Annotated in this window: 20 protein-coding genes; 15 read left to right on the plus strand and 5 right to left on the minus strand. The window is 48.4% G+C overall.

Features of this window, described 5'->3' with window-relative positions; all coding sequences use genetic code 11:
- Window positions 1-53 precede the first annotated feature (53 nt).
- Complete coding sequence (locus ACE3MQ_RS00005) at window positions 54-479, minus strand: MarR family winged helix-turn-helix transcriptional regulator (RefSeq protein ID WP_379389325.1); 426 nt, start codon at window positions 477-479, stop codon at window positions 54-56.
- A gap of 218 nt (window positions 480-697) precedes the next feature.
- Here ACE3MQ_RS00005 and ACE3MQ_RS00010 point away from each other — a divergent pair, with 218 nt between their 5' ends.
- Together ACE3MQ_RS00010 and ACE3MQ_RS00015 are read left to right on the plus strand one after the other, a co-directional pair.
- Window positions 698-1,636, plus strand: a complete 939-nt coding sequence (locus tag ACE3MQ_RS00010; RefSeq protein ID WP_379389327.1) for a Gfo/Idh/MocA family protein — start codon at window positions 698-700, stop codon at window positions 1,634-1,636.
- Window positions 1,637-1,672: 36 nt separating this feature from the next.
- A complete protein-coding gene (locus ACE3MQ_RS00015; RefSeq protein ID WP_379389329.1) occupies window positions 1,673-2,602 on the plus strand; it encodes a hypothetical protein in 930 nt (309 codons plus the stop codon).
- Between the two features lie 67 nt (window positions 2,603-2,669).
- On the opposite strand, the gene ACE3MQ_RS00020 is transcribed toward ACE3MQ_RS00015, so the two are convergent.
- Window positions 2,670-5,810 (minus strand): alpha-mannosidase, encoded by a 3,141-nt coding sequence (locus ACE3MQ_RS00020; protein ID WP_379389331.1) that lies wholly within the window; start codon window positions 5,808-5,810, stop codon window positions 2,670-2,672.
- A 246-nt stretch (window positions 5,811-6,056) separates the two neighbouring features.
- Here ACE3MQ_RS00020 and ACE3MQ_RS00025 point away from each other — a divergent pair, with 246 nt between their 5' ends.
- The 6 genes from ACE3MQ_RS00025 (at window position 6,057) to ACE3MQ_RS00050 (ending at window position 16,230) form a co-directional block, all read left to right on the plus strand.
- The gene (locus ACE3MQ_RS00025; RefSeq protein WP_379389333.1) at window positions 6,057-7,892 is read left to right on the plus strand and encodes a sensor histidine kinase; all 1,836 of its coding nucleotides are present in this window, start codon (window positions 6,057-6,059) and stop codon (window positions 7,890-7,892) included.
- Window positions 7,889-9,433, plus strand: a complete 1,545-nt coding sequence (locus tag ACE3MQ_RS00030) for a response regulator (RefSeq protein WP_379389336.1) — start codon at window positions 7,889-7,891, stop codon at window positions 9,431-9,433. Before ACE3MQ_RS00025 ends, ACE3MQ_RS00030 begins: the two co-directional genes overlap by 4 nt.
- A 356-nt stretch (window positions 9,434-9,789) precedes the next feature.
- On the plus strand, window positions 9,790-10,719 hold the full coding sequence (locus ACE3MQ_RS00035) for an ABC transporter permease (RefSeq protein ID WP_379389338.1): 930 nt from the start codon (window positions 9,790-9,792) through the stop codon (window positions 10,717-10,719).
- Between the two features lie 18 nt (window positions 10,720-10,737).
- A complete protein-coding gene (locus tag ACE3MQ_RS00040) occupies window positions 10,738-11,685 on the plus strand; it encodes a carbohydrate ABC transporter permease (RefSeq protein WP_379389340.1) in 948 nt (315 codons plus the stop codon).
- A gap of 122 nt (window positions 11,686-11,807) precedes the next feature.
- Window positions 11,808-13,322, plus strand: coding sequence for an ABC transporter substrate-binding protein (locus ACE3MQ_RS00045; RefSeq protein WP_379389342.1), 1,515 nt, complete (start codon window positions 11,808-11,810; stop codon window positions 13,320-13,322).
- A gap of 154 nt (window positions 13,323-13,476) precedes the next feature.
- Entirely contained in the window at window positions 13,477-16,230 is a 2,754-nt protein-coding gene (locus ACE3MQ_RS00050) for an endo-beta-N-acetylglucosaminidase (RefSeq protein WP_379389344.1), read from the plus strand.
- A gap of 92 nt (window positions 16,231-16,322) precedes the next feature.
- Here ACE3MQ_RS00050 and ACE3MQ_RS00055 read toward each other — a convergent pair whose 3' ends face one another.
- Window positions 16,323-17,576: a multidrug effflux MFS transporter gene (locus tag ACE3MQ_RS00055; protein WP_379389346.1), complete on the minus strand. Its 1,254-nt coding sequence runs from the start codon at window positions 17,574-17,576 to the stop codon at window positions 16,323-16,325.
- A gap of 270 nt (window positions 17,577-17,846) precedes the next feature.
- On the opposite strand from ACE3MQ_RS00055, the gene ACE3MQ_RS00060 reads away from it, so the two are divergent.
- A complete protein-coding gene (locus ACE3MQ_RS00060) occupies window positions 17,847-19,550 on the plus strand; it encodes a glycoside hydrolase family 13 protein (RefSeq protein ID WP_379389348.1) in 1,704 nt (567 codons plus the stop codon).
- A gap of 37 nt (window positions 19,551-19,587) precedes the next feature.
- Here ACE3MQ_RS00060 and ACE3MQ_RS00065 read toward each other — a convergent pair whose 3' ends face one another.
- Entirely contained in the window at window positions 19,588-19,947 is a 360-nt protein-coding gene (locus ACE3MQ_RS00065) for a DUF2512 family protein (protein WP_379389350.1), read from the minus strand.
- Window positions 19,948-20,041: 94 nt separating this feature from the next.
- On the opposite strand from ACE3MQ_RS00065, the gene ACE3MQ_RS00070 reads away from it, so the two are divergent.
- The 5 genes from ACE3MQ_RS00070 to ACE3MQ_RS00090 all read left to right on the plus strand — a co-directional run bounded on the left by ACE3MQ_RS00070 (window position 20,042) and on the right by ACE3MQ_RS00090 (window position 22,935).
- A complete protein-coding gene (locus ACE3MQ_RS00070; RefSeq protein WP_379389352.1) occupies window positions 20,042-20,962 on the plus strand; it encodes an NAD(P)/FAD-dependent oxidoreductase in 921 nt (306 codons plus the stop codon).
- Between the two features lie 78 nt (window positions 20,963-21,040).
- Window positions 21,041-21,343 carry an antibiotic biosynthesis monooxygenase family protein gene (locus tag ACE3MQ_RS00075; RefSeq protein ID WP_379389354.1) on the plus strand — a complete coding sequence of 101 codons (303 nt, stop codon included), beginning with the start codon at window positions 21,041-21,043 and terminating at the stop codon, window positions 21,341-21,343.
- Window positions 21,344-21,360: 17 nt separating this feature from the next.
- Window positions 21,361-21,831, plus strand: coding sequence for a DinB family protein (locus tag ACE3MQ_RS00080; protein ID WP_379389356.1), 471 nt, complete (start codon window positions 21,361-21,363; stop codon window positions 21,829-21,831).
- 108 nt (window positions 21,832-21,939) lie between these two features.
- On the plus strand, window positions 21,940-22,443 hold the full coding sequence (locus tag ACE3MQ_RS00085; RefSeq protein WP_379389358.1) for a GNAT family N-acetyltransferase: 504 nt from the start codon (window positions 21,940-21,942) through the stop codon (window positions 22,441-22,443).
- A 12-nt stretch (window positions 22,444-22,455) separates the two neighbouring features.
- Window positions 22,456-22,935 carry a GNAT family N-acetyltransferase gene (locus ACE3MQ_RS00090; protein ID WP_379389360.1) on the plus strand — a complete coding sequence of 160 codons (480 nt, stop codon included), beginning with the start codon at window positions 22,456-22,458 and terminating at the stop codon, window positions 22,933-22,935.
- 77 nt (window positions 22,936-23,012) lie between these two features.
- On the opposite strand, the gene ACE3MQ_RS00095 is transcribed toward ACE3MQ_RS00090, so the two are convergent.
- The gene (locus ACE3MQ_RS00095) at window positions 23,013-23,774 is read right to left on the minus strand and encodes a DUF4339 domain-containing protein (RefSeq protein ID WP_379389362.1); all 762 of its coding nucleotides are present in this window, start codon (window positions 23,772-23,774) and stop codon (window positions 23,013-23,015) included.
- Window positions 23,775-23,962: 188 nt separating this feature from the next.
- Between ACE3MQ_RS00095 and ACE3MQ_RS00100 the strand changes: the two genes are divergently transcribed.
- Window positions 23,963-25,189, plus strand: coding sequence for an MFS transporter (locus ACE3MQ_RS00100; RefSeq protein WP_379389364.1), 1,227 nt, complete (start codon window positions 23,963-23,965; stop codon window positions 25,187-25,189).
- Window positions 25,190-25,220 lie beyond the last annotated feature (31 nt).

The following is a 25,220-nucleotide window of genomic DNA, read 5'->3' on the forward strand; positions in this document are numbered from 1 at the left end:
TATCTTACGGGTCACAGTTCACTTGCTAGGGCTGTCTTTTTCAAATTCATTGTTTATCGGCTAAATTTTTTAAGCAGTCTCTCGAACTCATAGATCTCTTCAACGGTGAAATCCTTCATGAAACTCAAGCAGTATTGGTCAAATAAGTCACGGATGTGAGAGGCTGTTTCACGACCCTTTTTTGTAAGACGAATAAAAGTCATTCGCTTGTTCTCCTGATTAACCTCCCGCCAAATGCAGCCTTTCTTCTCCATGCCCGTAAGCAGCTCAGACATTGTGGATGTGCTAACGCCAAAAACGTTGCTTGCTTCCTGTTGATTGAGTCCCTCATAATCCGAAAGAAAGTGCAGCAGTTGAGCTTGCGATGGTTTTAAGTTAAGCTCCGCTAATTTAACCATTTCATCATGATAGAATTTTTTAATTTGGTCTGAAAATTGGATATAGGCTCTAGGGTTAATCGTTATATTTTTTCGGATCATAAATAATCCTCCTTCATTAGGGCAATCTTATACTTTTTATGAATAAGGGGATTCAGTGTCCATTATATCATTTAGCAACCTTGCCGGGAAAAAGCTTCTAGGAAAGCGGCTTAAAGCTTCACTGGCACGAAGGATGCCTTATTAAATGTAACTTCAAGCGAGAATTTGCGTAAATACATATTAAGTGATTTTTCAACCATAACTTAGGAGGAACCCATATGCGAATAGGCATTATCGGTCTTGGAGACATTGCGCGCAAAGCATATCTACCCGTAATCACTGCTATTGAAAATGTAGAACTCGTACTATGCACCCGTAATCACGAAGTCCTCGCCAAGACGGCAAATCAATACCGGATACGTGAAACGACAAATCAGCCGGAGCGGTTAATCGCTGCCGGGATCGACGCCGCGTTTATACATACAGCGACAGAATCGCATGCCGAGATCATAGAGCTTCTCATCGATCAAGGCATCCATGTTTATGTAGATAAACCAATCTCATATCATTATGAGGAATCCGTCAGATTGGTAGAGCTGGCTGAAGCTAAGGGAGTCAAGCTGATGGTCGGATTCAACCGGCGTTATGCTCCGATGTATGCGGCAATGAAGGAACAGAAGGATCGGCGTCTCGTTATTATGCAGAAGAATCGCACCACTTTACCGGATTTTGCACGGCGCTTCGTCATGGATGACTTTATTCATGTTGTAGATACGGTTCGTTATTTAGCGCCGGGAGAGATTAAAGATACGAGAATTACGACCTATCAGCAGGATGGGAAGCTATATCATGTCACTCTTCAGTTGGAGGGTGAAGGTTTTACAAGTACAGCCATCATGAACCGCGACAATGGAATCACAGAAGAGACGCTGGAAGTGATGAGCCCGGGGAATAAGTGGTTTATAGACGGACTAAATACGACGAAGCATTTCCAAGCAGGCATAGAGCAGCTGATTAAATTCAATGACTGGGAGCCGGTGCTTAAACGCAGAGGCTTCCCGCAGATGATCGGTCAATTTCTTGATAGCGTGCGGAGCGGTGCGGAGGAAGGTATTTCTGCTCGCGATGCCTTGGAGAGTCATCGCCTATGCGAGCTTGTCGTCGAGCATGCTGAAGAAGACGGTGCGGACATTTGGCCGGGAACCGTAAAGAAATAACCATCTAACCAACGCTATTATTCGGGGGGGATCGGGATGTATGAGTACATGAATGAACGTCTGGCAGAGCTGAAAGAAAAGGGCCGGAAGAAGGAAAAGTGGGAGAAGCGCCAGCTTCAATTGAAGGAGGAGCTGGTCGCACTGGAACGTACTAGAGAGGAGGCTAGCCGGAGACTGGCCGCAGAGGAGGAGGACGTCAAGCAGCTGACTGGACTGTCATTGTCTAACTTGCTGTATACGGTTCTCGGCAAAAAAACGGAGAAGCTGGATCAGGAGCAGCGCGAGATGGTCGAAGCCAAGCTGAAGTATGATGAAGCGGATCGGGCGGTGCAGCATACACAGGAGCAACTCGCAGCTGCCGAGGCGCAGCTAAAGGAAGTGAGATTCTGGAAGCTGGATTATGATCAGGTGTTCGAGGCGAAGGAAAGGAAAGTATTACAGGAGAACTCGGAGCTGCGGACTTTGGCTGAAGAGCAGGCAACGCTAAGCGTACAAAACAAGGAGTTGGATGAAGCCCTGCGAGCGGGGCGTTCTGTTGCCCATGATCTCGATCATGCCATCGAAAAGCTGCGATCCGCCAAAAATTGGGGCACCTATGATATGCTTGGCGGCGGTATGATTTCGACCCATATTAAGCATGGGCGGCTGGACGAAGCGATGGATCATCTTTACCGCGCCCAGAACAGTCTTCGGCGTTTCGAAAAAGAGCTTCGGGACGTTGGAGAGCAGATGCCGACACAGATCGAAATTGGCGGCTTCCTCAAGTTCTCGGATTATTTCTTTGACGGCTTTGTTATGGATTGGATCGTGCAGGGGAAAATCAACGAAATGTTGAGCCAAGTAGAGAGCAGGCAATCGGAGGTAAACAAGATAATTTCGAATCTAGCTGGATTGCAGCGCAAAGTCGAGACAGAGCTTGCTTCCTTGCGGCGAAGGTATGTCCAGACCGTGGAGCAATATATATAGCTATTATAGAAGGGATCGAGATCGCAACGGAAGCGATCTCGATCCCTTAATGGTTGTCCTAATTTACCTAAGCCTGCAAATCAATTTCAAAAGTAGTGATTTCATAAGGGTTAAGAACAAAATCGATGCTGGATTTATGCTGCCACTCACCTTCCGGCTGCTCCATCAGGTTGCACGTTCGCCATGAGGAGAGAGTAAGATCGCTTTCAATCGTCAGCACATTTCGGCTGCCGGAGAAATCATGAACCCGCAAGATCACGGTATTGCGATCCTCCGACTTCTTGACTGCCGAGATCATCGCTGTGCTGCTGGATAGTTTGAACAGCGATCTAGCCGGAACACCAGTAGCGCCTTTCGTATAGCGAAGCGGGTTATTCAGTGCCCAGGCATGGCGCACGGTATCTCCTTGCAGCCAGTCGCCCTGATGCGGGAACAAGGAGTAGGTGAAGCAATGATGTCCTTGATCCGCTTCAATATCCGGATGAATGGCACATTTAATCAGTGATAAGCGAAGTACGTTGTCCTTAATGTCGTAGCCATATTTGCAGTCATTCATAAGACTGACGCCATAACCCTTATCGGACAGATCCGCCCATTGGTGGCCAACGGTTTCAAAACGGGCCATATCCCAGCTTGTGTTCCAGTGGGTCGGACGCTTCACGTTTCCGTATTGGATATCATAGGTCGCTTCCGTCGAGCGTACGTTTACAGGGAAAGCAACCTTAAGCAGCTGCTGACGCTCATGCCAGTCCGCTTCCGTTACGAAGTCGATACGGCGGTTGTCGCTGTACATAATCATGTCCTGCTTCAGCGTTGATTTGCCGTATTTCCAATTGAAACGAATGACGGTGCGCAGCGCGCCGGATTCGATGACCTCGACGCCTTGCAAATCATTCAGTTCCTTGGATTTCTGTTGATAGAAGATATCAATATCCCAAGCTTCATGTGCCAGCGGTTTATCTTCAAACAGTTGGAACACATTGCCGCGCGTGCCGCTTGACAGTACCTCGCGCTGTTCCTCCAGATCGAAGATGGAGGTCAGTTGTCCATGCTCATTCCATGCAAGCTCATAGTATGGCGTGATAATCCCGTTTTCTTTCAGGGTGAAAGGGCTTTGCTGTTCAGAAGCAGGTATAGCGTTATGGAAATGGATCGTTGTGTGTCCGAGCGAAGGAATGTCCTCCACCATAATAACCCAGACGTCCTGTGAACGCTGTGCGGCAAGGAACCGACCTTCATGATCCTGCCAGCCGCCGTGCTCCAACCCCTCTGTCACCGGAATTTCAACGAGTCCGCTCCAGCTCCAAGGCGAGGAATTCCATACGGTGTACGCATGCTGCTGATCCTTGGTTACAACACCATGCTCAGCTTTATGCCAAACACTTCGCCCGATTTGCTCAGCCTCCGCATATTCCATTGTGCTGTCCTCGTACACCTCACGGATGGAAGAACCGGGAATGATGTCGTGAAATTGGTTGCGCAGAATGATTTTCCAGCCATCGTTCAGCGCCTGGCCGTCATAATGCGCCCAATCCTTACCCAGCACACTGTTCATGACGCTCAGCCACTCCGCTTGGCGATACAGCAGCTCCAGCTTCCGGTTCATTCGCTTGTTGTACGCCTGGCTCGTATAGGTGCCGCGGTGGTACTCCAAATATAGCTCGCCATCCCATGTATGCACATAGCTGTCAGTGTGCTCAACGGTATCATTCAATTCCCTGAAAAACTCATCGGCCCTGCCTGTTTTCAGCTTCGGCATCCCTGGTAGCCGATCCAGCCTGCGTCGTATTTCCAGCATTTCGCGGTTTACGCCGCCGCCGCCGTCTCCATAGCCATACGACAGAAGCAGCTTCTGATTCATCTCTTTGTTGCGGTAGGCGTCCCAGCTTCCCTTAACGGTCTTCGGCGTGATTTGCCCATTGTAGGTATAGAACCAGGAACCCGGCTGCGACCATGGCTCAGTCGTCGTAATGAAATGAGTCAGCACCTCTGTACCATCGATCCCGCGCCAGTAGAAGGTGTCATGCGGCATCCGGTTGTACTGGTTCCAACTGATCTTCGTCGTCATGAACGTACGGATACCCGACTTTTGTAAAATTTGCGGCAATGACCAGCTATAGCCAAACACATCCGGCAGCCACAAGTATTCGCAATCGACGCCGAATTCCTGCTTTAGAAATCTAGTTCCCACCAGAAGCTGACGAACCAGCGACTCTCCCGAGGTCAAGTTGCAGTCCGCTTCCAGCCACATGCCGCCCCCGGCTTCCCAGCGGCCTTCGGCCACCCGATCTTTAATTTTTTCATATAGCTCAGGGTAATCATTCTTGACATATTCGTACAGCTGAGGCTGAGTTTGCAGGAAAATATATTCCGGGAACATTTCCATCAAGCGCATCACCGTAGAGAAGGAACGGGCGGATTTCTCGCGGGTGTGCTTGAGCTGCCAAAGCCAGGCAACGTCGATATGCGTGTGTCCGATACATGTAATTTCCACAGCAGAGGTTTTCTCCATCCGATCAATCGCTTCCGAGAGATAATCTCTCGCCTCGTAAACCGATTGATAGAATATGTCAGAGCCTGGTTCGCTCCAGTCGATAAAAGTCAGAGACTTGTCTGCGAATTTCAGCAATTGCGAGCGCTCGGACATATTCTCATCCAGCACTTTTACTGTTTCCGTGACTGCTTTCAGGGTGTAGTAGTAATCATCGGCAATCTCATCCAGCCAGCAAATTTCGGCAAGACGAACGCCATGCGTTTGATTTTTCCGCGGCCCTCCGCCCTCTAGCCCCGACCATAAACGGAACAGCAGATGCTGCTTGCTTCCGGATAAATCCTCATTGAAGAACACTTCCATATGATTGGAATCGACGCCTTGATACGGCTTGCCGTGCAAATAGAAGAGCGATTCAAACCCGGAGTTGTTGCCGGCGCCGGTTTCACCGAAATCAAAACGGCCAAGCACTTTTTTGCCAGCCCAGGCTGTTGGAATATCTACCTCTGCAGACAACCATAAATACAAATCGCGACCGCTCCAGGTATCGCCGACGTTCATTACAGACCAAGATTCATCGACCTGGGGCAGAGCGGGATTAATCTCTTTGCGAGTATCCTCTAAACGAAGAAAGGATGGGATAGGCTTGGCTTCACGGTAACGATAGCCCGATAATTCATGAAGACGCGATTGGAGTTTATGCTCTGTAAGAAACATAGGAAAGTTACCCCCTCATAGTAATCTAGGGGCAAGCGAATAAGAGGAACCTTGTGTGCGCATGGCGATTCGCCATAGCTCAAGGTAAAGTGTTGTGGTGATCTAGGGGATCAACGTCCATTATAAGCAGACCCGGCTTTTTTTTCAAATGTAAAAATATATTGACTATTTCGATTTGCCCATTTCGCTGAGACGATGTTACACTGTATCGCGTAAATGACCACATGAGAACAGGATGTGTTCCGTATGTCGAAGTTACGCCGTTTTTATCTGAATCACCTGAAGCGGAAAATGTTCAACAAGATTATTATGCTCTATTCCACGGTGATGATCGTATTGTTTGCTACCGCGGCAATCTTAGTTTATCAATATCAAACCCAGCGGATGATCCGGGAGCAGACCGATGCGAATTTGAAGACAGCGCATGTACTCAGCATCTACTTGAGCCGACAGTACGACAGCGTGCAAAACGTCATTCAGCAAATTTACGGGGATGCCACGCTAAGCGATGAATTAATTTATTTTTTAAATCATAAGTATGAGAGCTATCTCGGGTATCGGCTTAATTTATTCTCCAGAACTGGAGAGCAAAGCTTGCGTTCCTTCAACACGCTGCTCAAAACATATTTGGAACAGGAGCCAGGAGCCGAAAGCGTATCGATTCACAGCTATCCCCGAAATTTTTACATGTACATCAGCCGCGAGAACCAGCAGCTCAACGATGAATTCGGCTCAAGGAGCGCTTGGGAGGAATGGTTTGCCCACCGCAGATTGCATGCCTGGGACACGATGCTGCATGCCGAACAATTCTCATCGCCGGGTAACGAGAAATCGCAGCTGTACTCCTATTCCAGAGAGCTGCAGGATCCATGGACACTTGAAAAAGTGGGGATGCTGAATATCGAATTTGACTCCAAACAGATTTCCTCCTGGCTGCAGAGCAGAGCCCCGGTCATCAACGGGCGAGTCCTTGTCCTGACATCCCAGGGAACCGTCATATACGATTCAGAGGATACATATTTCGGACAAACCTATCCCTACCGTTCAGAGCTGGAGAACACAGGGGATTGGATCGAGTTGGATGAACTGTCGAAGGTGAATGTCTTAAATATCGGGAACGCCGGGCTGTCCGTTGTAGGCATCGTATCCAAATCATCGATACAGCAAAACATAGAAAGCTTAAGAAATGGCTTGATTGTCGTAACGATCTTGTTTATTGTAGCCAGCTTTGCAATTACCTCAACGATTATTCGTCAATTTTCCAAGAAAATTCAGCGCATTCTTCGCTCGATGAATCGCATCGGGGAAGGGGATTTGTCTACTCGGATTCAAATGCCGGGCGAAGACGAGCTGAAGCAAATTTCTCAGCGGTTTAACGATATGGGGGATCGGCTGGAGCAGTACATTGATAAAATGTATACGTCTGAAATTAAGCAAAAAAACGCTGAGCTGGTTGCCCTGCAATCGCAAATTAATCCGCATTTTTTATACAATACGCTGGAGTCCATACGTATGAAGGCGCATTATATGGGCGCAAAGGACGTAGGCCAGATGATTTACAGCCTATCGGTCATGTTCAAGAATATGGTGAAGAAAAGCACAATTATTACGATTGAGGAAGAAATTGATATGTGTACGAATTATTTGGACTTATTCCGCATTCGTTATGAAGGCAGGCTGGAAGTCCATATTGAGGTCGATCCATCTATCACAGGCTTCAGCATCATTAAGCTGCTGGTTCAGCCGATCGTTGAGAACTATATCGTTCATGGCTTCCGCTCCTTGGAGTTCGATAACATCATTAAGATCCGCGCCTATCGCGCAGATGATCGAGTACATATCATCGTGTCGGATAACGGCTCGGGAATCAGTCCGGAGAAACTGGCCGAGATTCGCCAGACATTGGCGAGGATGCAGCCGCCGCCTGACAAGGATCACAATTCGATTGGCCTGATGAATGTACATGAGCGGATCGTCATGAACTACGGTGATAGCTATGGATTAACCGTGAACAGCACTCTTGGACAGGGAACAGAAGTTCAACTTGAAATTCCGATAATCCGGAAGGGGGAATTGGCGTGAGAAAAGTGTTTTTTGTAGATGATGAACCCCTTATTGCTCAAGGCTTGACCTCGATACTGGAGTGGGGCCAATACAATTTGAAAATTGTCGGCTCGGCAAATGATGGTCTGCAGGCGCTGGAGAAGCTGAAGGAAGAACCGGTGGACTTGCTCATTACAGATATTATGATGCCCAGAATGAACGGGCTGGAGCTTATAAAAAAAGTAAAGGAAATGCATCCGCGAACTAAATTTATTGTGCTCAGCGGATATGAGGAGTTTGAATATGTGAAGGTAGGAATTACGCTAGGCATTCAAAACTATTTGCTGAAGCCCATCAATATTGACGAATTAGAATCTACGATCAAGCATATTCGCGGCGATTGGGAGCGAGAGGAGCTGAAGCTGTTCCGCTCGGAGGAAGATTGGAAGGTGCTGCGCAGCAATGTGCTGCAAAGATGGGTTAACGGCGACATTGAGACTCATGAGTTCAGGCAGAGAGCCGAGCTGCTTGGCATACCACTGAACTATTCCTTTTACCATGTCGCTGTTCTTCGCTTAATTTCTGACGATAAACCGATTTCACAGCTGTATCGTTTAACTGGACTAGCGGATGAATTTAGCGACATCACTGCGAAAAAGCTCGGCGAAGGACATGAGGTCATTTGTTTTCCCGATATGGATGATGATATCGTTGTCCTGTTCGCATCAATGGAGGTGCATAATGACGTTGTTCAAGAGAGCATTACAGCAGCTATGCAGCGCTTGCACGGTATGACAACACTTCGTTTATGGTGTTCCGTAGGCGATACTAACGATTTTAAGGGGGTGCAGGAGGGCTACCGGGCCGCAAAAGGACAGCTTGGCCGAAGCATCCTAGCTGGGGAGAGCGACATATTCTATTCGCTTGCTGATGAGCAGGGGGATACAGAAATTCCCTTGGAGCCACTGAATCAGGAGCAAATGAACAAGCTGCTCGTTGAAGGGAGCGAGCCCGCCCTGCAAGCGTATATTGAATCCCTGCTGGCTAGTGCTAGTGATGGCCAGGCGGTATGCCGCGCACCGTACATCAATACGGCTATTCAACTGATGCTCGCCGTTAAGGATATGGAGAAAAATCCTGATTATAGCGAAGTGTTCGCACCGCTGCCTAGAATCAGCACGCTGCATGGGCTGCAGCAGCATGTATGGGCTACGATTGAGCGAAGCTTGGAGCTGCAGCGGCAAAGCGAAACGGGCTACAGTACCCATGTCTCATTCCTAATTGAGCAAGTCCAGCATCATTATTCGGAGGAGCTCTCCCTAAAAACGCTAAGTCAGCGGCTCAAGCTGCATCCGAATTATCTCGGGCAGCTCTTTCAGCAGGAAGTAGGCTCCAGCTTTTCGGATTACGTCAACCAGTACCGCATAGAGAAAGCCACCCAGTTGCTGCTGCATACAGAGCAGAAAACGGCAGAAATCGCCGTGAATGTAGGCTACATCGACAGCTCCTATTTTTACCGGCAGTTTAAGAAATATGCCGGCGTGTCGCCTACGGAATTAAGAACGATGTATGCTAAATAAGCAATAAATTGAAAACGGAAATAGGCTGCCCATCGGTTATGAATATAACTTGGAGGGCAGCCTTATTCTTTTTTTTGCTTTGGTCTCCTGGAATAAGAATAACGAATCGTAGGGAGTTTACGTCCGCCTTTGGGAGCCATTTTGCAATCAAATCTAATCCAAAACATTTATTTCTTTAATTTGTCCATGGCTTTCTAGTATTTTTCAACTTGTTGCCGGTAGCGCTTACTTGGCACAATAAGAGTAGTTAGGGCGAGCGATAAGAAGCGGAGCATCCGCTGGCGTGTTGATGATCATAGGGGATCGATAAACACGATAAATCAGCTTGTAATTAACAGGCATAAGGGGGAATGATCATGTCGGCATTTTTCAAGAAAGTTATTCGCAACCGGGCACTGCTGATCATGATTTTGCCAGGGACGATCTGGTTTCTGATTTTTGCCTATTTGCCCATGTTTGGTACAGTTCTTGCATTTAAGGATTTCCGCATTAGCCGGGATGGATTTTTCGCCAGTGTATTCAATAGTGAATGGGTATGGTTCAAAAATTTCGAGTATTTATTTTCGACCAATGATGCTTTCATCATTACGCGCAACACCATTCTGTACAACTTGGCCCTGATCATACTAGGACTCGTGATCGCTGTAAGCTTTGCGATTCTGCTCAGTGAACTGGTCAACAAGCGGATGGCCAAAATTTATCAAACCGGCATGTTCCTGCCGCATTTTCTGTCCTGGGTCATCATCAGTTATTTCGCGTTTACCTTCCTCAGCATGGACAAAGGGACGTTAAACCAGATCATTACCTTTTTCGGCGGGGAGCGGATTAGCTGGTATTCGGAACCGAAGTATTGGCCGTTCATCATTTTATTTGTCGGCATCTGGAAAGGAGTTGGCTATAACAGCGTCATTTATCTGGCGGCCATTACAGGGATCGACAAGTCTTATTATGAAGCGGCCGTTATTGACGGAGCCAGCAAGTGGAAGCAAATTCGCTATATTACGATTCCGCAGCTTAAACCACTGATGATTATATTGACCATTCTGGCCATCGGCGGTATCTTCCGTTCGGATTTCGGACTGTTCTATCAGCTTCCAAAGGACTCGGGTGCGCTCTATCCGGTAACGAATGTTATCGACACATTTGTGTATCGCGGATTGATTAATATGGGAGACGTCGGAATGAGCACGGCAGCAGGATTATATCAATCGATGGTTGGGCTTGTATTGATTTTGATCGCTAACTATATTGTTCGAAAAATCGAGAGAGATCATGCGATCTTCTAGACAGCGGAGGTGCTTTATATGACACAGTTATCGACGCAAGCTGCCCCGCAACCGGGAAAGGTTAAGAAGAAGCGGGATTACAACGCCATTACTCCTGTATGGAATGTGATTTTTAACATCATCATCGGCCTTTTCTCCTTCTCATGCATATTTCCGTTTCTATTCGTCATCGTGATTTCATTGACCGACGAGCAGACCTTGGTGCAAGAGGGCTTTAGCTTATTTCCAAGCCAATTCAGCACAGCGGCCTACGAATATATTTTCCGCTCGGGCAGTGACCTGATGGCCTCCTTCGGAGTGACCCTGCTAGTGACGGTGCTGGGCACGCTGCTAAGCTTGATTCTGGTGACTACATACGCTTATGCGTTGTCCCGGCGAAGCTTCGAATTCCGTGGTTTTTTCAGCTTCCTGGCATTTTTCACCATGCTATTCTCAGGCGGGATGGTACCAGGCTACATCGTAATGACCCAGTTTCTGCACCTGCAAAATACGATATGGTCGCTGATTTTTCCATTATCGATGAGCGCGTTCTTCATTATAGTGATGCGTACATTTTTTCAGACGACCGTACCTGATGAAATTATCGAATCCGCAAAAATCGATGGAGCCGGAGAATTTCTGACCTTTGCCAAAATCGTGCTTCCGGTATCACTGCCAGGCATTGCGACGATCGGCTTGTTCAGCTCTTTAGGATATTGGAATGACTGGTTCAATGCATTGCTGTATTATAACAATCCGCAAAAGACGCCGCCGCTGCAGTTCATGCTCATGCAAATTGAAAAGAACATGGACTTCTTAACGAAGAACGCCCAGAATATCGGATCTTTCGACGTGGCCGCCAGTCTGCCGACCGAAACGGTGAGAATGGCGATGGTCGTGCTGGCGACAGCGCCGATCGTCATGGCGTATCCGTTCTTCCAAAGATACTTTGTGCAGGGATTGACGGTAGGTTCTGTGAAAGGCTAAAGCTTAAGATTGAATCTAGGTTACAGCCAGCTGCACACGGTTTAGGATGCAGGTTTTTAACACATCAGTTGTGTAAGCGGTTCAATATAGCTTAACTACTAAGTGATACAGGGGGAAAGAACATGTCCAAGAAAAGATTCTCATTAATGTCCTTTGCTTTAATGCTTCTGTTGTCCGTTGTCCTGTCCGGATGCGGCGGTGGCAAAGAGAATGCTGCACCAGCCAAAGAAGAAGAGGCCGTGCAAAGTGATGGAACGGTCGATGTTTCCAAGCTTGATCCGGTGAAGCTGAAGCTGTACCTGATTGGTCCAGCTCAGAAGGACTTGCCCATGGTTCAGGACAAAATCAATGAATACTTAACGGAGAGAATCAATGCGACTATCGACATCAACATGATCGATTGGGGCGATTACAGCCAGCGGATGCAGGTGATCACCAGCTCTGGCGAAAATTATGATATCGCCTTCACCAGCTCTTGGGCGTTTGATTACTTGCCGAATGCTGCCAAAGGGGCATTTATGCCTCTGAACGATTTGCTCGACCAGTATGGAGAAGGAATTAAAGAAGTGCTTGATCCACGCTTCCTTGAAGGAACAAAAGTAAACGGAGTCAACTACGGTATTCCTGCAAACAAGGAGTTGGCGCAGCAGTTTGTGTGGCGTTTCAACAAGGAATATGTGGACAAATACAATCTTGACATTTCTAACGTTACAACGCTTGAGGACTTGGAGCCGCTGCTGAAGACGATCAAGGACAACGAGCCAGCGGACATTACTCCGCTTGCCGTACCGAAAAGCTTCAAGCCGTACATGCCGTTTGACTTTCTGCTTGGCGACGAAATTCCGATTGGAATGTACATTGGCACCGAGGATTTCAAATTTGTGAATGTGCTGGAGTCTCCAGAATTGGATGCTGCGCTGGCAACAATGCGCAAATACTATAAAGCAGGCTATGTACGCGAAGATATCGCCACTTTAGATGGCATTGACAACTTCAAGACTGGAAAATGGTTAGTAGACCGCGAGATTACGCAGCCTTACGCTGATCTTGGCTGGTCAAGAAATGCAGGCTACGAGATTGTAACTCGCCCGATGCATGAGCCGGTCATTTATACGAGCTCTGCCGCAGGTTCCATGATGGCGATTTCATCGTATTCCAAAAATCCGGAGCGGGCGATGATGTTCCTCAACCTGCTTAACACGGATGTTGAATTGCGCAACATGATTCAATACGGCCTGGAAGGAACGCACTATAAGAAGCTGGAAGGAACATATATTGAGGATCTCCCGGCGATGCAAGAAAACTTCGCTATGCCTGGCTTCGCGCTTGGCAATATGTTCCTGACCTACCTTCATGAAGGTGAGCCGGAAGACAAGTGGGACGCTTTTGAGAAATTCAATTCATCCGCAGTTGTAGCGCCTACGTTCGGATTTAACTTCGACACCGCTCCCGTGAAGACGGAGGTTGCGGCCATTACGAACGTGGCGAAGGAATTTATTCCCGCATTGTATACCGGTTCGGTTGATCCGGAAACGTATTTGCCGAAGGCCAAACAGAAATTCAAGGATGCGGGCATCGATAAAGTTATCGCTGAGGCACAAAAGCAGTTCGATGAATGGAAGGCGAACAATCAGTAGTCTATCATTTATCTATCATCTATCATCTATCATCTATCATCTGTGATCTAACGTTCACGATTTATGATCCGTCAACAATAACAGCTTTAAGAGAAACGGTAAGTATTATGCCGTTTCTCTCTTTTACCAAATTGACTGTTGCTGGAGGGATATTATGAAACGAATCAATCCGAATTATTTTACACGTACAACATGGAAGCGGAAGCTGACACTTGCTCTGAGTACGGCTCTGCTTGCTGCCTCGTTAACAGGGTTTGCAGGCAAGGTGGAGGCGGCGCAGCCGTATTCTTCATATTGGCATCCGAGCACATTGCTGGAATGGTCTCCGTCCACGGATAAGGATGCTCCCTTTAATAGAGGAACGGTGGAGCTTAAGGCAGACCGAATTCAAGGCGATAAAACTAACCCGAATGCGAAGAGTGAAGCGAAGGTCATTTCCCTGGCATCGATGTATCCAAGCACAAGCGGGGCTCCTTCCCAGGGATCGGAGAAGTTTCATACGTACACGTTCAGCTTCTGGCAGTATGTGGATAAGCTCGTGATGTGGGGCGGTTCCGCAGGAGAAGGGCTAATCGTGCCGCCTAGCGCGGATGTCATTGATGTCGCCCATAAAAATGGCGTCCCGGTTTATGGAACCGTTTTCTTGCCGCAGCGGGAGCATGGCGGGAAAATCGAATGGATGCATGATTTGCTGCAGCAGCGGGATGATGGAACTTTCCCGGTAGCGGATAAGCTCATTGAGGCCGCCCAATATTATGGATTCGACGGCTGGTTTATTAACCAGGAGACCCAGGGAGGCACACCGCAGGATGCAGCGAAGATGGCGGAGTTTTTAACTTATTTGCAGAACGCCAAAACGCCGGGCATGGAAGTCATTTGGTATGATTCGATGGTCGATACCGGTCCGGTGTCCTGGCAGGGAGCTTTGACCGACCGGAACAAAATGTTTTTCCAAAATGGGGAGCAGCGTGTTTCCGACAGTATGTTCCTGGATTTCAGATGGCAAAGCAATGTCAATTCGTTATTAAATTCACCGGGCAAAGCCAAAGAGCTGGGACGCAGTCCTTATGATCTGTATGCGGGTATTGATGTAGAGGCGAGAGGATATCAGGGCAACTATAATTGGCCAATCTTATTCCCAAGCGGGAAGGAGGCTCCAGTATCGCTCGGCATTTATCGTCCGGACTGGGCTTACAACAGCTCGGAAACCCAAGAAGAATTTATGGAGAAAGAGCATATTTTCTGGGTAGGCCAGCACAAGAACCCGCAGAACACGCAGCTGCCTGCAGGAACAAGCCCGCTCGCCTGGAGAGGGATTGCTAACGATATCGTCGATAAGAGCGTGCTGACAGGATCAGAGTTTCTAACTCATTTCAATACCGGCAATGGTCATATGTTCGCGATTAATGGCAAAGTCATGAGGGATAAAGACTGGAGCAATCGAAGCCTGCAGGATATCCTCCCGACCTGGCGCTGGATTACGGAGACTAAAGGCGATGGGGCAGCACTTGTGCCGAGCTTTGACTTTAGCAAATCGTATTATGGCGGAAGCTCTTTAAAGGTAGCCGGTTCAATGAGTCAAGGCGCAGCCACCCATATAAAATTGTACAAGGCGCAATTGCCGGTACAAGCGACGACGGAAATTTCGCTTATTTATCAGGATAACTCGAATGCAGCCAAGGTAAAGGTCGGTTTAGCATTCTCCGATGCACCGGATAAATACGAGTTCTTTGAGCCTAAAAAATGGGAGAAGTCCGGGGAACAGCAGGATTGGAAACAGGGCAGCGTCAGACTGAATCAGTATGCTGGCCGTACTATTACTGGCATTTCGCTGCAGTTTGAAGCTGGCGCGCCGATTGACGATTACAGCGCAAATATCGGGCGGCTTGCTGTTACACAAGTGAATGATAAGGCGAAGAAGCCGGGGGATGTCACGGGACTGCAGGTAATCGAAAACGACTTCCGCGACAGTATATACGGCGATGCCCGCCTGTCCTGGAACGCTCCGAAAAAAGACAGCGACGTGCTGTATTATCAAATCTATCGCGTGCATCCGGACGGGAACTATGAGCTGATGGGCATGACAGGCAACGATGTGTACTATGTGCCTGAAATGAAGCGATTGGATAAAGAAAAATCGACTAAAATGGTCGTCATTCCGATAAACCGTCAGTATGAAGCGGGCAAGGCGTCAGCCGTAAGCTTTGATTGGCCGGAATATCCGAAGCCGGTTGCCGCTTTTGAAGCAGACAAGACGTTGATTGCACCGGGCGAGACGGTACAGTTCACTGATTTATCGTCGGAAGTGACTGAAGCCTGGAGCTGGAGCTTCCCTGGCGGGCAGCCTGAACAAAGCTCAGAGCGTCATCCCAAAGTTGCTTATCACGAAGAAGGCACGTACGAAGTTACTCTAATCGCCAAAAATATCGTAGGAGAGAACGAGGTCAAAAAGCAGCTTATTACTGTAACGAAAGAAGCCGCCAACGGCATCGGTAATCTTGCGCTGGGGAAGACGGCTACCGCATCCAGCTATGTAAATGAGAAGGAAGCTCCAGCATTTGCTTTGGATGGAAATTCGAAGTCAAAATGGTGCGCGGTCGGTGAGGGACCTCATGCGATAACCGTAGATTTGGGCTCAGCGCGTAAAATTAGTGAATTCGTCATTAAGCATGCCGAAGCGGGTGGTGAGCCGGCGGCGTTTAATACGCGGGCATTTACGATTCAGCTTAGCTCGGATGGAGAGCAATGGGATAATGTCGTAAGCATTAATGACAATACGAAAGGCGTGAGCAAGCATGCGATCGGACTAACAGAGGCCAGATACGCACGTCTACAAGTGGAAAAGCCGACGCAGGGCGGAGACACCGCGGCCCGTATTTATGAATTTGAAGTGTTCGGACTGAAATAGTTCTTCTTATAATTCTTCTTAACAGCAAAATAACGGCAAAACAACAAAGCGCAATTCGGAAAACAGTTTATCCGGATTGCGCTTTGCTTGTATTAGTTCTGTGGTGCAGCCGTGCTGTTTGCTCTAATGCGAGGATACACTAAAAGCAAATAGCTGCTTACCGCACCAAGCTCAGCGATCGCGATAACGATTCCCATCGGCACGGCCGTATGCTCACCGCCGAGACCTACAAGCGGGGCGACAGTAGCTCCGAGAATATACGGGATGAGTCCAAGCAGCGCGGAGGCGCTGCCAGCGGCTTTCCCCTGACTTTGCATCGCCAGCGAGAAGCTGGACGTGGATATAATCCCTACGCATGATACTACGAGAAACAAGGGAATAAGCACGGTAATCAGCTTGCCTCCCAGCAGGATTGCTGCCAGTAAGCCTAATGCACCCGCCAACGCCAGCGCTAGCCCGAATTGCAGCATGGTTGCTTCTTTGATCCGTCCTGCCAAACGACCCGTTGTTTGGCTAGCAATAATGATGCCGATACCGTTCACGGCAAAAATGAGGCTGTACATTTGCGGCGATACCTCGAATACATTCTGCATGACAAACGAAGAGCCGGATATGTAAGCAAACATCGCGGAAGAGACGAGTCCTTGCGTCAGGCAGAAGCCGATAAATAGGCGATCTCCCAGCAGCCGACGGAAGGTAGCCCATGTCGTTGTTAATCCGCCGGATTGCCTGCGTTCTTTAGGGAGCGATTCAGGAAGGCCGAATAATACGGCGATCATCATAACAACACCAATCAATGATAATACTACAAATACGCCTCGCCAGGACGTAAACTGCAGCAGCTGCCCCCCGAAGATCGGCGCGAGAATCGGCGCGGCTCCGTTGACGAGCATGAGCAGCGAGAAAAATTTTGTCAGCTCCGAGCCGGAGTATAAATCCCGCACGACGGCGCGTGAGATGACAATCCCTGCTGCGCCGGACAAGCCTTGAAGAAAACGAAGGGCGATCAGCACCCATACCGTTGGCGCAAAAACACAAAGCAACGAGCTAAGCGCGTAAAGACACAGAGAAATAATGAGCGGTTTGCGACGGCCGCGAACATCACTGATGGGGCCTGCCGCTAGCTGACCCAGTGCAAGACCCAGCAAGCAGGAGGTTAGACTGAGCTGGGTGATGGAAGCCGTAGTGCCTAGTTCCTCGGCGAGTTTCGGCAGCGCAGGCAAATACATATCCAGCGAAAGCGGGCCAAAGGCAGACAAGCTGCCGAGAATGAATGCCGCCTTGATGCGTGCCGAGGGCGATAAGGGACGAGGAGACGGCGAATAATCCCCGGTATAAGAATTCATAGGCGGTGCGACATCCTTTCGAGGCAATTGTAATAATTGCGTAATATAGCGTATAGACGCAGATTATTTCATTATACTATATCAGTAAAAATGTTCAGTAAAAAATTGCAAACGCGCCGAAAGTTATTTTTAGCTGTTATATTGAACGTTTCCATTGTTTATAGATATATAAAACCAAGTACAGCTCAGGTTCACTGAAATAGAGTGCGAATGAAAGATCCGCTTTGATGCTCGAAAGGGCTGCACCCCGATAAGGAGGCAGAATATAAAATGAAACCGAAATGGTGGAAAGAAAGCGTAGTATATCAGATTTATCCGATCAGCTTTAAAGACAGCAATGGCGACGGCATCGGCGATCTCAAAGGCATCATTTCCAAGCTGGATTATTTGCAGGAGCTGGGCGTGGATGTATTATGGCTTAGCCCCATATATAAATCACCGGGTCATGACAACGGATATGATATCAGCGACTACTGCGATATTATGGAGCAGTTTGGCACGATGGAGGACTTTGACCGACTGCTTCAGGACATGCACTCCCGGGGGATGAAGCTGATGATGGATCTGGTGCTGAACCATACTTCCCATAAGCATCCCTGGTTCCTGGAGTCCCGTCAATCCAAAGATAATCCGAAAAGGGACTACTACATATGGCGCAAAGGGAAAAACGGCGGGCCGCCAAATAACTGGGAATCATACTTTAGCGGCTCGGTTTGGGAGTATGATGGGCAAACAGACGAGTACTACCTGCATTTATACTCCAAGTATCAGCCGGATCTGAACTGGAATAATCCCGTAGTGATCGACGAACTCCATAATATGGTCGAGTGGTGGCTCAAAAAGGGCGTTGACGGCTTTCGCTTCGATGCCATATCTCATATCGTTAAAGCTGAAGGGTTCCCGGACGCGCACAATCCCCATCAGACGAAAACGGTGCGGGCCTATGAAATGTTCTCGAACCTAGAGAGCGTTCATACCTTGCTTCAGAACTTGTATGACAAGGTACTCTATTATTATGACATTATGACCGTCGGAGAGACATCGGGACTAGGGCCTGAACAAGCGCTGGATTATGTTGGAGATGGCCGAAGAGAGCTGAATATGACGTTTCAATTTGAGCATATGTTCATGGATGCAGCGTCCTCGGGAAGCGGCAAGTGGAACGTCGTTCCGTGGAATTTGCTCGAGCTAAAAAAGATTATCAGCAACTGGCAGACCGTACTGCATCGCCGGGGCTGGAACGCCAATTATTTATGCAACCATGACCAGCCGAGATCGGTATCCCGTTTTGGGAATGATATGGTGTATCGTGTTCCTTCGGCGAAAATGCTCGCTACCTTTATTCACACTCTGGAAGGTACGCCTTATATTTACCAGGGAGAGGAAATCGGGATGACCAATATCGCCTTTGAGTCGATCGATGATTACCGCGATGTCGAGACGCTGAATTACTATGAGGAACAGCGCGATTATGGGGTACCGGAAGAAGAGATTATGCAGGCGATTCATAAGAAGAGCCGGGATAATGCGAGAACTCCGATGCAATGGGATCGAACCGGGCAAGGAGGCTTCACGACGGGCACGCCCTGGATCAAGGTCAATTCCAATTATATGGAGATCAATGTAGCCGATGCGCTAAAGGATCCCGACTCCATCTTTCATTATTACAAAAAGCTGATCCAGCTGCGTAAGCAGCATAAAGTAATCGTTTACGGCGAATACAAGCTGCTGCTGCCGCTTCATTCTGAAATTTACGCGTACACCCGAATGCTGGACAATGAGCTATTGCTGGTCGTATTGAACTTTTTTGAACGCGAGCCGTTATTTGAATTGCCTAAGGATATATCCAAGGAAGGAATGGAGCTCCTCCTATCGAACTATCCGGTGGAGAAAAATGAAGATTTGTGCAAATTGCAGCTTCGCCCCTATGAAGCCAGAGTATACTTGAAACGTTTGCCCAAGTCCACGGAGTGAATGACGACCGCGAAAATGCGGTCGTTATCATCTGTTTTTATTCGACCTTCAATTTCGGATCCTGCTTAATTCCATTCTTGATGAGCCAATCATGGTAAAAATATTCGAATGCAGTAAAGACGATCGTAATGGCAAGCACTTCGAAAAGCGACATGGACCATGCGTTATTGGATGCTAGCGCCCAAATGAACAAGTAAGCCAGAACCGCATCGATCACCGTGGCAAGGGCAATATTGGCTCGCGGCAAAATAAACAGATCCACCAGCAAAAATGAGAAGATCGCCAACCCTAGGGCGGATAACAGGGAAGCAAAAAACGATGCATCGCTGGTGAACAGAAAGAGTCCTACAAGGATGAGCCCGCTCCAAACTATTTTTACAAGGATTCGTTTTGTCATATTGTCCTCCTCATGGTGGTGTACACTCATGATTCCCAGCAAGCTATGCGAGATATTCAGCTTCGTTATTCCAATATGAATGGAGAAATATTATATGGTACAGGATTGCATTATTGTCGGCGGAGGTATCGCTGGGCTGCAGGCGGCGATCCAATTGGGGCGTTATTCAGCTTATGATGTTCTTGTTATCGATGCCGGAGAGGGCCGATCCACGCTCTGCCGAAATTATCACAATATTCTGGGCTGGCCCCAGGGGATTTCAGGCGAGGAGTTACGAAAGCGTGGCCGCGAGCAGGCGGAAAGCTTCGGTATTCGCTTTGTACAGGATAGGGTGATCACGGCGGCACGTACCGGAGACGGAAGCATAAGGCTGACGGGGGAAGCGGGCGGAGAATATGAAACATCTACTCTGCTGCTGGCAACGGGGGTCAGCGATCGTATCCCCGATATACCCGGACTTATCCCTACGCTCGGGAGCAGCGTGTATATATGCCCGGATTGCGACGGATATGAAATTCAAGGCAAGCTGACTATAGTTATGGGAGCGGGCGATGCGGGCGCAAATATGGCCTTAATATTGGCGGAACGAACAAGTACGCTGACTTATGTGAACCATGAAGCTTCACGAGTCTCTCCCCAGCTGCTGGAGCAGCTTCGTCTAGCGAAAATTTCCTATATCGAGGCGGCGATCGCGGAGGTACGCCAAGCTGCCGAAGGGCAAATCGAGCAGGTCGTACTGAAGAACGGAACTGTCCTTCTGGCCGAACGCGGCTTCATTGCTTTTGGCGGAAATCGGGTTCATTCGGAGTTGGCCGAGCAGCTCGGAGCAAAGTTAAGCTCTAACGGGCATGTCGAGAGTGATCCGCGCAGCAAGCAAACGAGCATAGATCATGTATGGGTAGCCGGTGATGTAGCTTTACATGCAGAGCAAGCTACCGTCGCGATGGGAGAAGGGGCTATCGCCGCGATTTGGATCAACAAGGCGTTGCGAAAGAGGATAGGACTAACATATTAGCCCGTGTCATAAGTATGATGGTATAATTAGGTCATTACTGCAAATGATGAATTGGCCTAGCAGGTAAGGGGGAAGAGAATGATACTTGAAGTAGCCGTGCTGCATGTGAAGCCGGGAACGATGAATGAGTTTGAAAGCAGCTTCCGCCAGGCGTCCAAAATAATATCAGCGATGCCCGGTTATATCGACCATGAGCTGCATAAATGCGTGGAGGAGGAGAACAAATACATTCTTCTCGTGAAATGGCGCTCCATTACGGATCATGAGGTCGGGTTCAGAAAATCGGAACGGTATCAAGAGTGGAAAGCGCTGCTTCATCATTTCTACGACCCGTTTCCAATCGTCCAGCACTATATTCAGATCAAGCAAAATATCGATTAGTCAAGGGGAGGCAGATCATGGGAGAAATTATTTTTAGTCAATTGGAATTCGTTCGCAGTCAGACTTTAAAAATGGTTAGCGATCTATCGGAGGAGCAAGCCGATATTATTCCACCCGGATTTCGTAACCATATTCGCTGGAACTTGGGTCACATTGCCCTTGTCCAGGATGCATTCGCATTTCAGCTCTCCGGTCGGCCTTCAATGATTCCTGCGCAATATAAGAGCCTGTTCGCTAACGGAACCTCTCCGGAAAATTGGACGGAGGATGTCCCCAAGCTCGCTGAACTCATTGAGATTCTGGAGCAGCAGCCTAAGCAAATCGCTTCTTTGCTTTCGGGAAAGCTGGAGGAAAGCGTAAATAAGCCATATAAGACTTCTTCGGGGTTCACGCTCGAAACGGTTGAAGGATTTTTGAACTTTAGCCTTTATCATGAGGGCATGCACTTCAGCGTCATTAAAATGTATAAGAAATTAATCCAAGGCTAGCCGTCCAGGCTAGCTATTTCTAAGCTTATTTGCTATCTAGGGTTGGCTAGGAAATGGAGAGTTAGGAGTTCTAACAATGCTGGAATTGAGCATGCAAAAATAGAAGATTTGCCACAGATCGTAGCTATATACAATGAGACGATTGAGAGCAGAATGGTTACGGCGGATCTGCAGCCGGTTACGGTGGAAAGCCGGTTGAAATGGTTTGAGGAGCATACTCCCGATGCGAGGCCGCTTTGGGTAATGAAGGCTGCGATGACGGATGGGACAAGCTCAGCGCAGGGAAAGGGCGATCAGGTGATCGCGTGGCTTAGCTTTCAGTCCTTTTACGGCCGGCCTGCTTATGACAGCACGGCCGAAATTAGCATTTATATATCCTCAAGATTTCGAGGCCAAGGCATTGGCAGTCTTTTAATCGAAAAGGCCATTGCGGCATGTCCGGAAATTGCCGTGAAGACGCTGTTGGGATTTGTGTTTGCCCATAATGCCGGCAGCCTGAACTTGCTGCGCAAGTACGAATTCGAGCAGTGGGCGCTATTGCCGCGGGTGGCCAATCTGGATGGAATCGAGAGAGACCTCGTTATTATGGGCAGGAGGGTAGGGAGCGATTAAGCGGATTTTATTATGAGTAAAGTAACTTTACGTTTATACCTGTCGACGGATCGCGAGGCATTGGAGGGCTTTGAGCTTCCCGATGGCCAGATCGAGTTCAGCGCCTTGCCCGAAGACGTACTGGAAGAGGCGATCCGGGACAAGGATCGATATCCCGTGGTAATTATATTCGAACAGAGACCTATTGGCTTTTTTATTTTAGATGAAGGGCCGGATATCGCGAGCTTTACCACAAATACTGGTGCCATGCTCCTGCGATCCTTTTCAATTGATTATCGGCATCAAGGTCGGGGTTTCGCCAAAAGAGCGATGCTTCAGCTGCCCGATTTTATAAAATCCCAGTTCCCGGGAAGGAATGAAATCGTTCTGGCCGTAAATAAACGTAATAAGGCAGCCCAGGCTGTATATTTGGCAGCAGGCTTTCGGGATGAAGGAAAATGGATGGATGGCCCCATCGGGCCTCAGCATATTTATCATCTAGCGTTAGCGTAAAGCAAAGAGCTGTACCCAGGGGCAGATTGAACTGCTTGCGGGACAGCTCTTTTGAATTCAGCTTCACAGGCTGATGATTAGAACGCTCTGACAAAAGCAGAGATAAAGCCAAAAAAGAAGCCGACGACAAAGCTGATCACGAGAAAAACAATGGCATATGAAGGGAATTGGCGTAATCTGTAGGCTCTAACGAACATATAGACTGGTACGATCAAAAACCACCAGACGGATGTGGTTCGATGGCCTGAGCGTTTAAGTTCACCTTTATCCAAAGCACAGAACAAAGCATATAATCCGAGCAAGGTGATCGTTATCAAAAAGCCAAGGACACCTTCTGCCGCAGAGTCGCGAATTAATAGATTCAGCAGCGATCCGATACCGCAAGCTGCGACGATCATCCACATATATGTATTGTTAGCTTTTTGCAGCGGGTATTGCATGGGAGGTATGTGAGCCCTGGCCGGATTTCCCGCATAGGCGTACGGTGCAGATGGTTGACCCGCCGCAGGGTAACCCGTTGGTGGCTGTGCTGAGCCTGAGTATGCACCGGTGTACGCCGAGCCCGCATTCGTTGCATTCGTATATGTGGTATTATGCTGCGGACGGCTCTGGCTAGCTTGCGTGTCGTTGGCTGGCGCAAACATAATATGATGAATCAGCTCGGTTGACGACAACGGTGCCCATTCTGCCATGCCTTCGGTCCAAACCATGGTATTCGGCTGCAGCTCACGGTGAATGTAATAATCCCTTTGCATTTGTTCAATGGTTACGGGCCCCTTGATGACGTCTTGATACACATAGTACCAAGGAACCGGACTTGGGTTATAATTGTACCCCATAAATATCATCCTGCCTTTTAAAAAAGATTTGCAAAATATAGCACAATATCCTCAATAGTACCATGGTTTTACATAGAAGTAACGGGTGAGTTGAAGTTTTTAAGCGAAAAAAGTCATTATTTGCTATTATTAACCCATATTAATTTAAGAAAGAGAAACCATAATCGAGCGTGCAGGGGTGGAAAAGAATGAGCTTATTGGAGACGATCCGGCAGCCGAAGCAGCGTAAGCTGCTGATGAGTGCGGGGCTGAGCTGGATGTTTGATGCGATGGACGTCGGAATTCTGTCGTTTATTATCGCTGATTTAAGTATAAAATGGCAATTATCGCCACAGCAAACCGGTCTTTTTACGAGTATTAACTCGATCGGCATGGTATTTGGAGCGGCCATCGCCGGATACATGGCCGATAAATATGGACGAAAGTCGGTTCTGCTATGGACTTTGCTGATATTCTCTATCGCAACGGGCTTGTCGGCAGCGGCAACCGGGTTTACCATTCTGTGCATCCTGCGTTTTATTGCGGGCTTTGGCCTGGGAGGGGAGCTGCCCGTCGCTTCTACGCTTGTATCAGAGTCGGTGCAGTCCAAGGATCGGGGAAGGGCGGTCGTGCTGCTGGAGAGCTTCTGGGCGGCAGGCTGGATTGCTTCGGCCTTGATCGCCTATTTCGTGATTCCGAAATACGGCTGGCAAGCGGCTTTTATCATCGGCGGTTTACCGGCTTTATATGCTCTTTACTTACGCCGCGCCATTGAGGATCCGCCACGATTCATGAAGCAATCTGCGCAGGATCGCCGAAAATCGCTGTCGTTTCGTCATCGGTTCAAATCGGTATGGGCCAAGCCTCATCGCCGGTCAACGATTATGCTGTGGGTGCTGTGGTTTACTGTCGTTTTCTCATACTATGGCATGTTCCTGTGGCTGCCTTCGGTCATGATGATCAAAGGGTTCAGTCTGGTCAAAAGCTTCGAGTATGTGCTTATTATGACGCTGGCTCAGCTTCCCGGCTACTTTACGGCAGCCTATTTTATCGAGAAGTTCGGCAGGAAATTTGTCCTCGTTCTCTATTTGGCGCTTACGGCTGTCAGTGCAGCGTGGTTTGGCCTGGCTTCGACGGAAGGCTCATTAATCGCTGCCGGCATTTGCTTGTCGTTTTTTAATCTTGGCGCCTGGGGCGGGATGTACGCTTACACGCCAGAGCTGTATCCCACCGGCGTGCGATCAACGGGAGTGGGGCTGGCCGCTTCATTCGGTCGTGTCGGCGGGATTATTGCACCGTATATGGTGGGCATGCTCGTCGCAAGGCATTTTGAGGTTGGTTATATTTTCGGTATATTTTTTGTGACCATTCTCATTGGCGCTGCAGCGGTGTTATGGCTGGGAACGGAGACCAAAGGACAAGAGCTGGCAGATTAGCACCAGCAGGGAAAAGCCCCTTCTTCCGGTT

Origin of the sequence: Paenibacillus lentus, assembly GCF_042714055.1 — a bacterium.
GTDB lineage: Bacteria > Bacillota > Bacilli > Paenibacillales > Paenibacillaceae > Fontibacillus > Fontibacillus lentus_A.

Excerpts from the sequence above, each read along its gene's own strand:
- ACE3MQ_RS00005 (WP_379389325.1), bottom strand. The coding sequence starts at position 479 with ATGATCCGAAAAAATATAACGATTAACCCTAGAGCCTATATCCAATTT.
- ACE3MQ_RS00010 (WP_379389327.1), top strand. The coding sequence starts at position 698 with ATGCGAATAGGCATTATCGGTCTTGGAGACATTGCGCGCAAAGCATAT.
- ACE3MQ_RS00015 (WP_379389329.1), top strand. The coding sequence starts at position 1,673 with ATGTATGAGTACATGAATGAACGTCTGGCAGAGCTGAAAGAAAAGGGC.
- ACE3MQ_RS00020 (WP_379389331.1), bottom strand. The coding sequence starts at position 5,810 with ATGTTTCTTACAGAGCATAAACTCCAATCGCGTCTTCATGAATTATCG.
- ACE3MQ_RS00025 (WP_379389333.1), top strand. The coding sequence starts at position 6,057 with ATGTCGAAGTTACGCCGTTTTTATCTGAATCACCTGAAGCGGAAAATG.
- ACE3MQ_RS00035 (WP_379389338.1), top strand. The coding sequence starts at position 9,790 with ATGTCGGCATTTTTCAAGAAAGTTATTCGCAACCGGGCACTGCTGATC.
- ACE3MQ_RS00040 (WP_379389340.1), top strand. The coding sequence starts at position 10,738 with ATGACACAGTTATCGACGCAAGCTGCCCCGCAACCGGGAAAGGTTAAG.
- ACE3MQ_RS00045 (WP_379389342.1), top strand. The coding sequence starts at position 11,808 with ATGTCCAAGAAAAGATTCTCATTAATGTCCTTTGCTTTAATGCTTCTG.
- ACE3MQ_RS00050 (WP_379389344.1), top strand. The coding sequence starts at position 13,477 with ATGAAACGAATCAATCCGAATTATTTTACACGTACAACATGGAAGCGG.
- ACE3MQ_RS00055 (WP_379389346.1), bottom strand. The coding sequence starts at position 17,576 with ATGAATTCTTATACCGGGGATTATTCGCCGTCTCCTCGTCCCTTATCG.
- ACE3MQ_RS00060 (WP_379389348.1), top strand. The coding sequence starts at position 17,847 with ATGAAACCGAAATGGTGGAAAGAAAGCGTAGTATATCAGATTTATCCG.
- ACE3MQ_RS00065 (WP_379389350.1), bottom strand. The coding sequence starts at position 19,947 with ATGACAAAACGAATCCTTGTAAAAATAGTTTGGAGCGGGCTCATCCTT.
- ACE3MQ_RS00070 (WP_379389352.1), top strand. The coding sequence starts at position 20,042 with ATGGTACAGGATTGCATTATTGTCGGCGGAGGTATCGCTGGGCTGCAG.
- ACE3MQ_RS00075 (WP_379389354.1), top strand. The coding sequence starts at position 21,041 with ATGATACTTGAAGTAGCCGTGCTGCATGTGAAGCCGGGAACGATGAAT.
- ACE3MQ_RS00080 (WP_379389356.1), top strand. The coding sequence starts at position 21,361 with ATGGGAGAAATTATTTTTAGTCAATTGGAATTCGTTCGCAGTCAGACT.
- ACE3MQ_RS00090 (WP_379389360.1), top strand. The coding sequence starts at position 22,456 with ATGAGTAAAGTAACTTTACGTTTATACCTGTCGACGGATCGCGAGGCA.
- ACE3MQ_RS00095 (WP_379389362.1), bottom strand. The coding sequence starts at position 23,774 with ATGGGGTACAATTATAACCCAAGTCCGGTTCCTTGGTACTATGTGTAT.
- ACE3MQ_RS00100 (WP_379389364.1), top strand. The coding sequence starts at position 23,963 with ATGAGCTTATTGGAGACGATCCGGCAGCCGAAGCAGCGTAAGCTGCTG.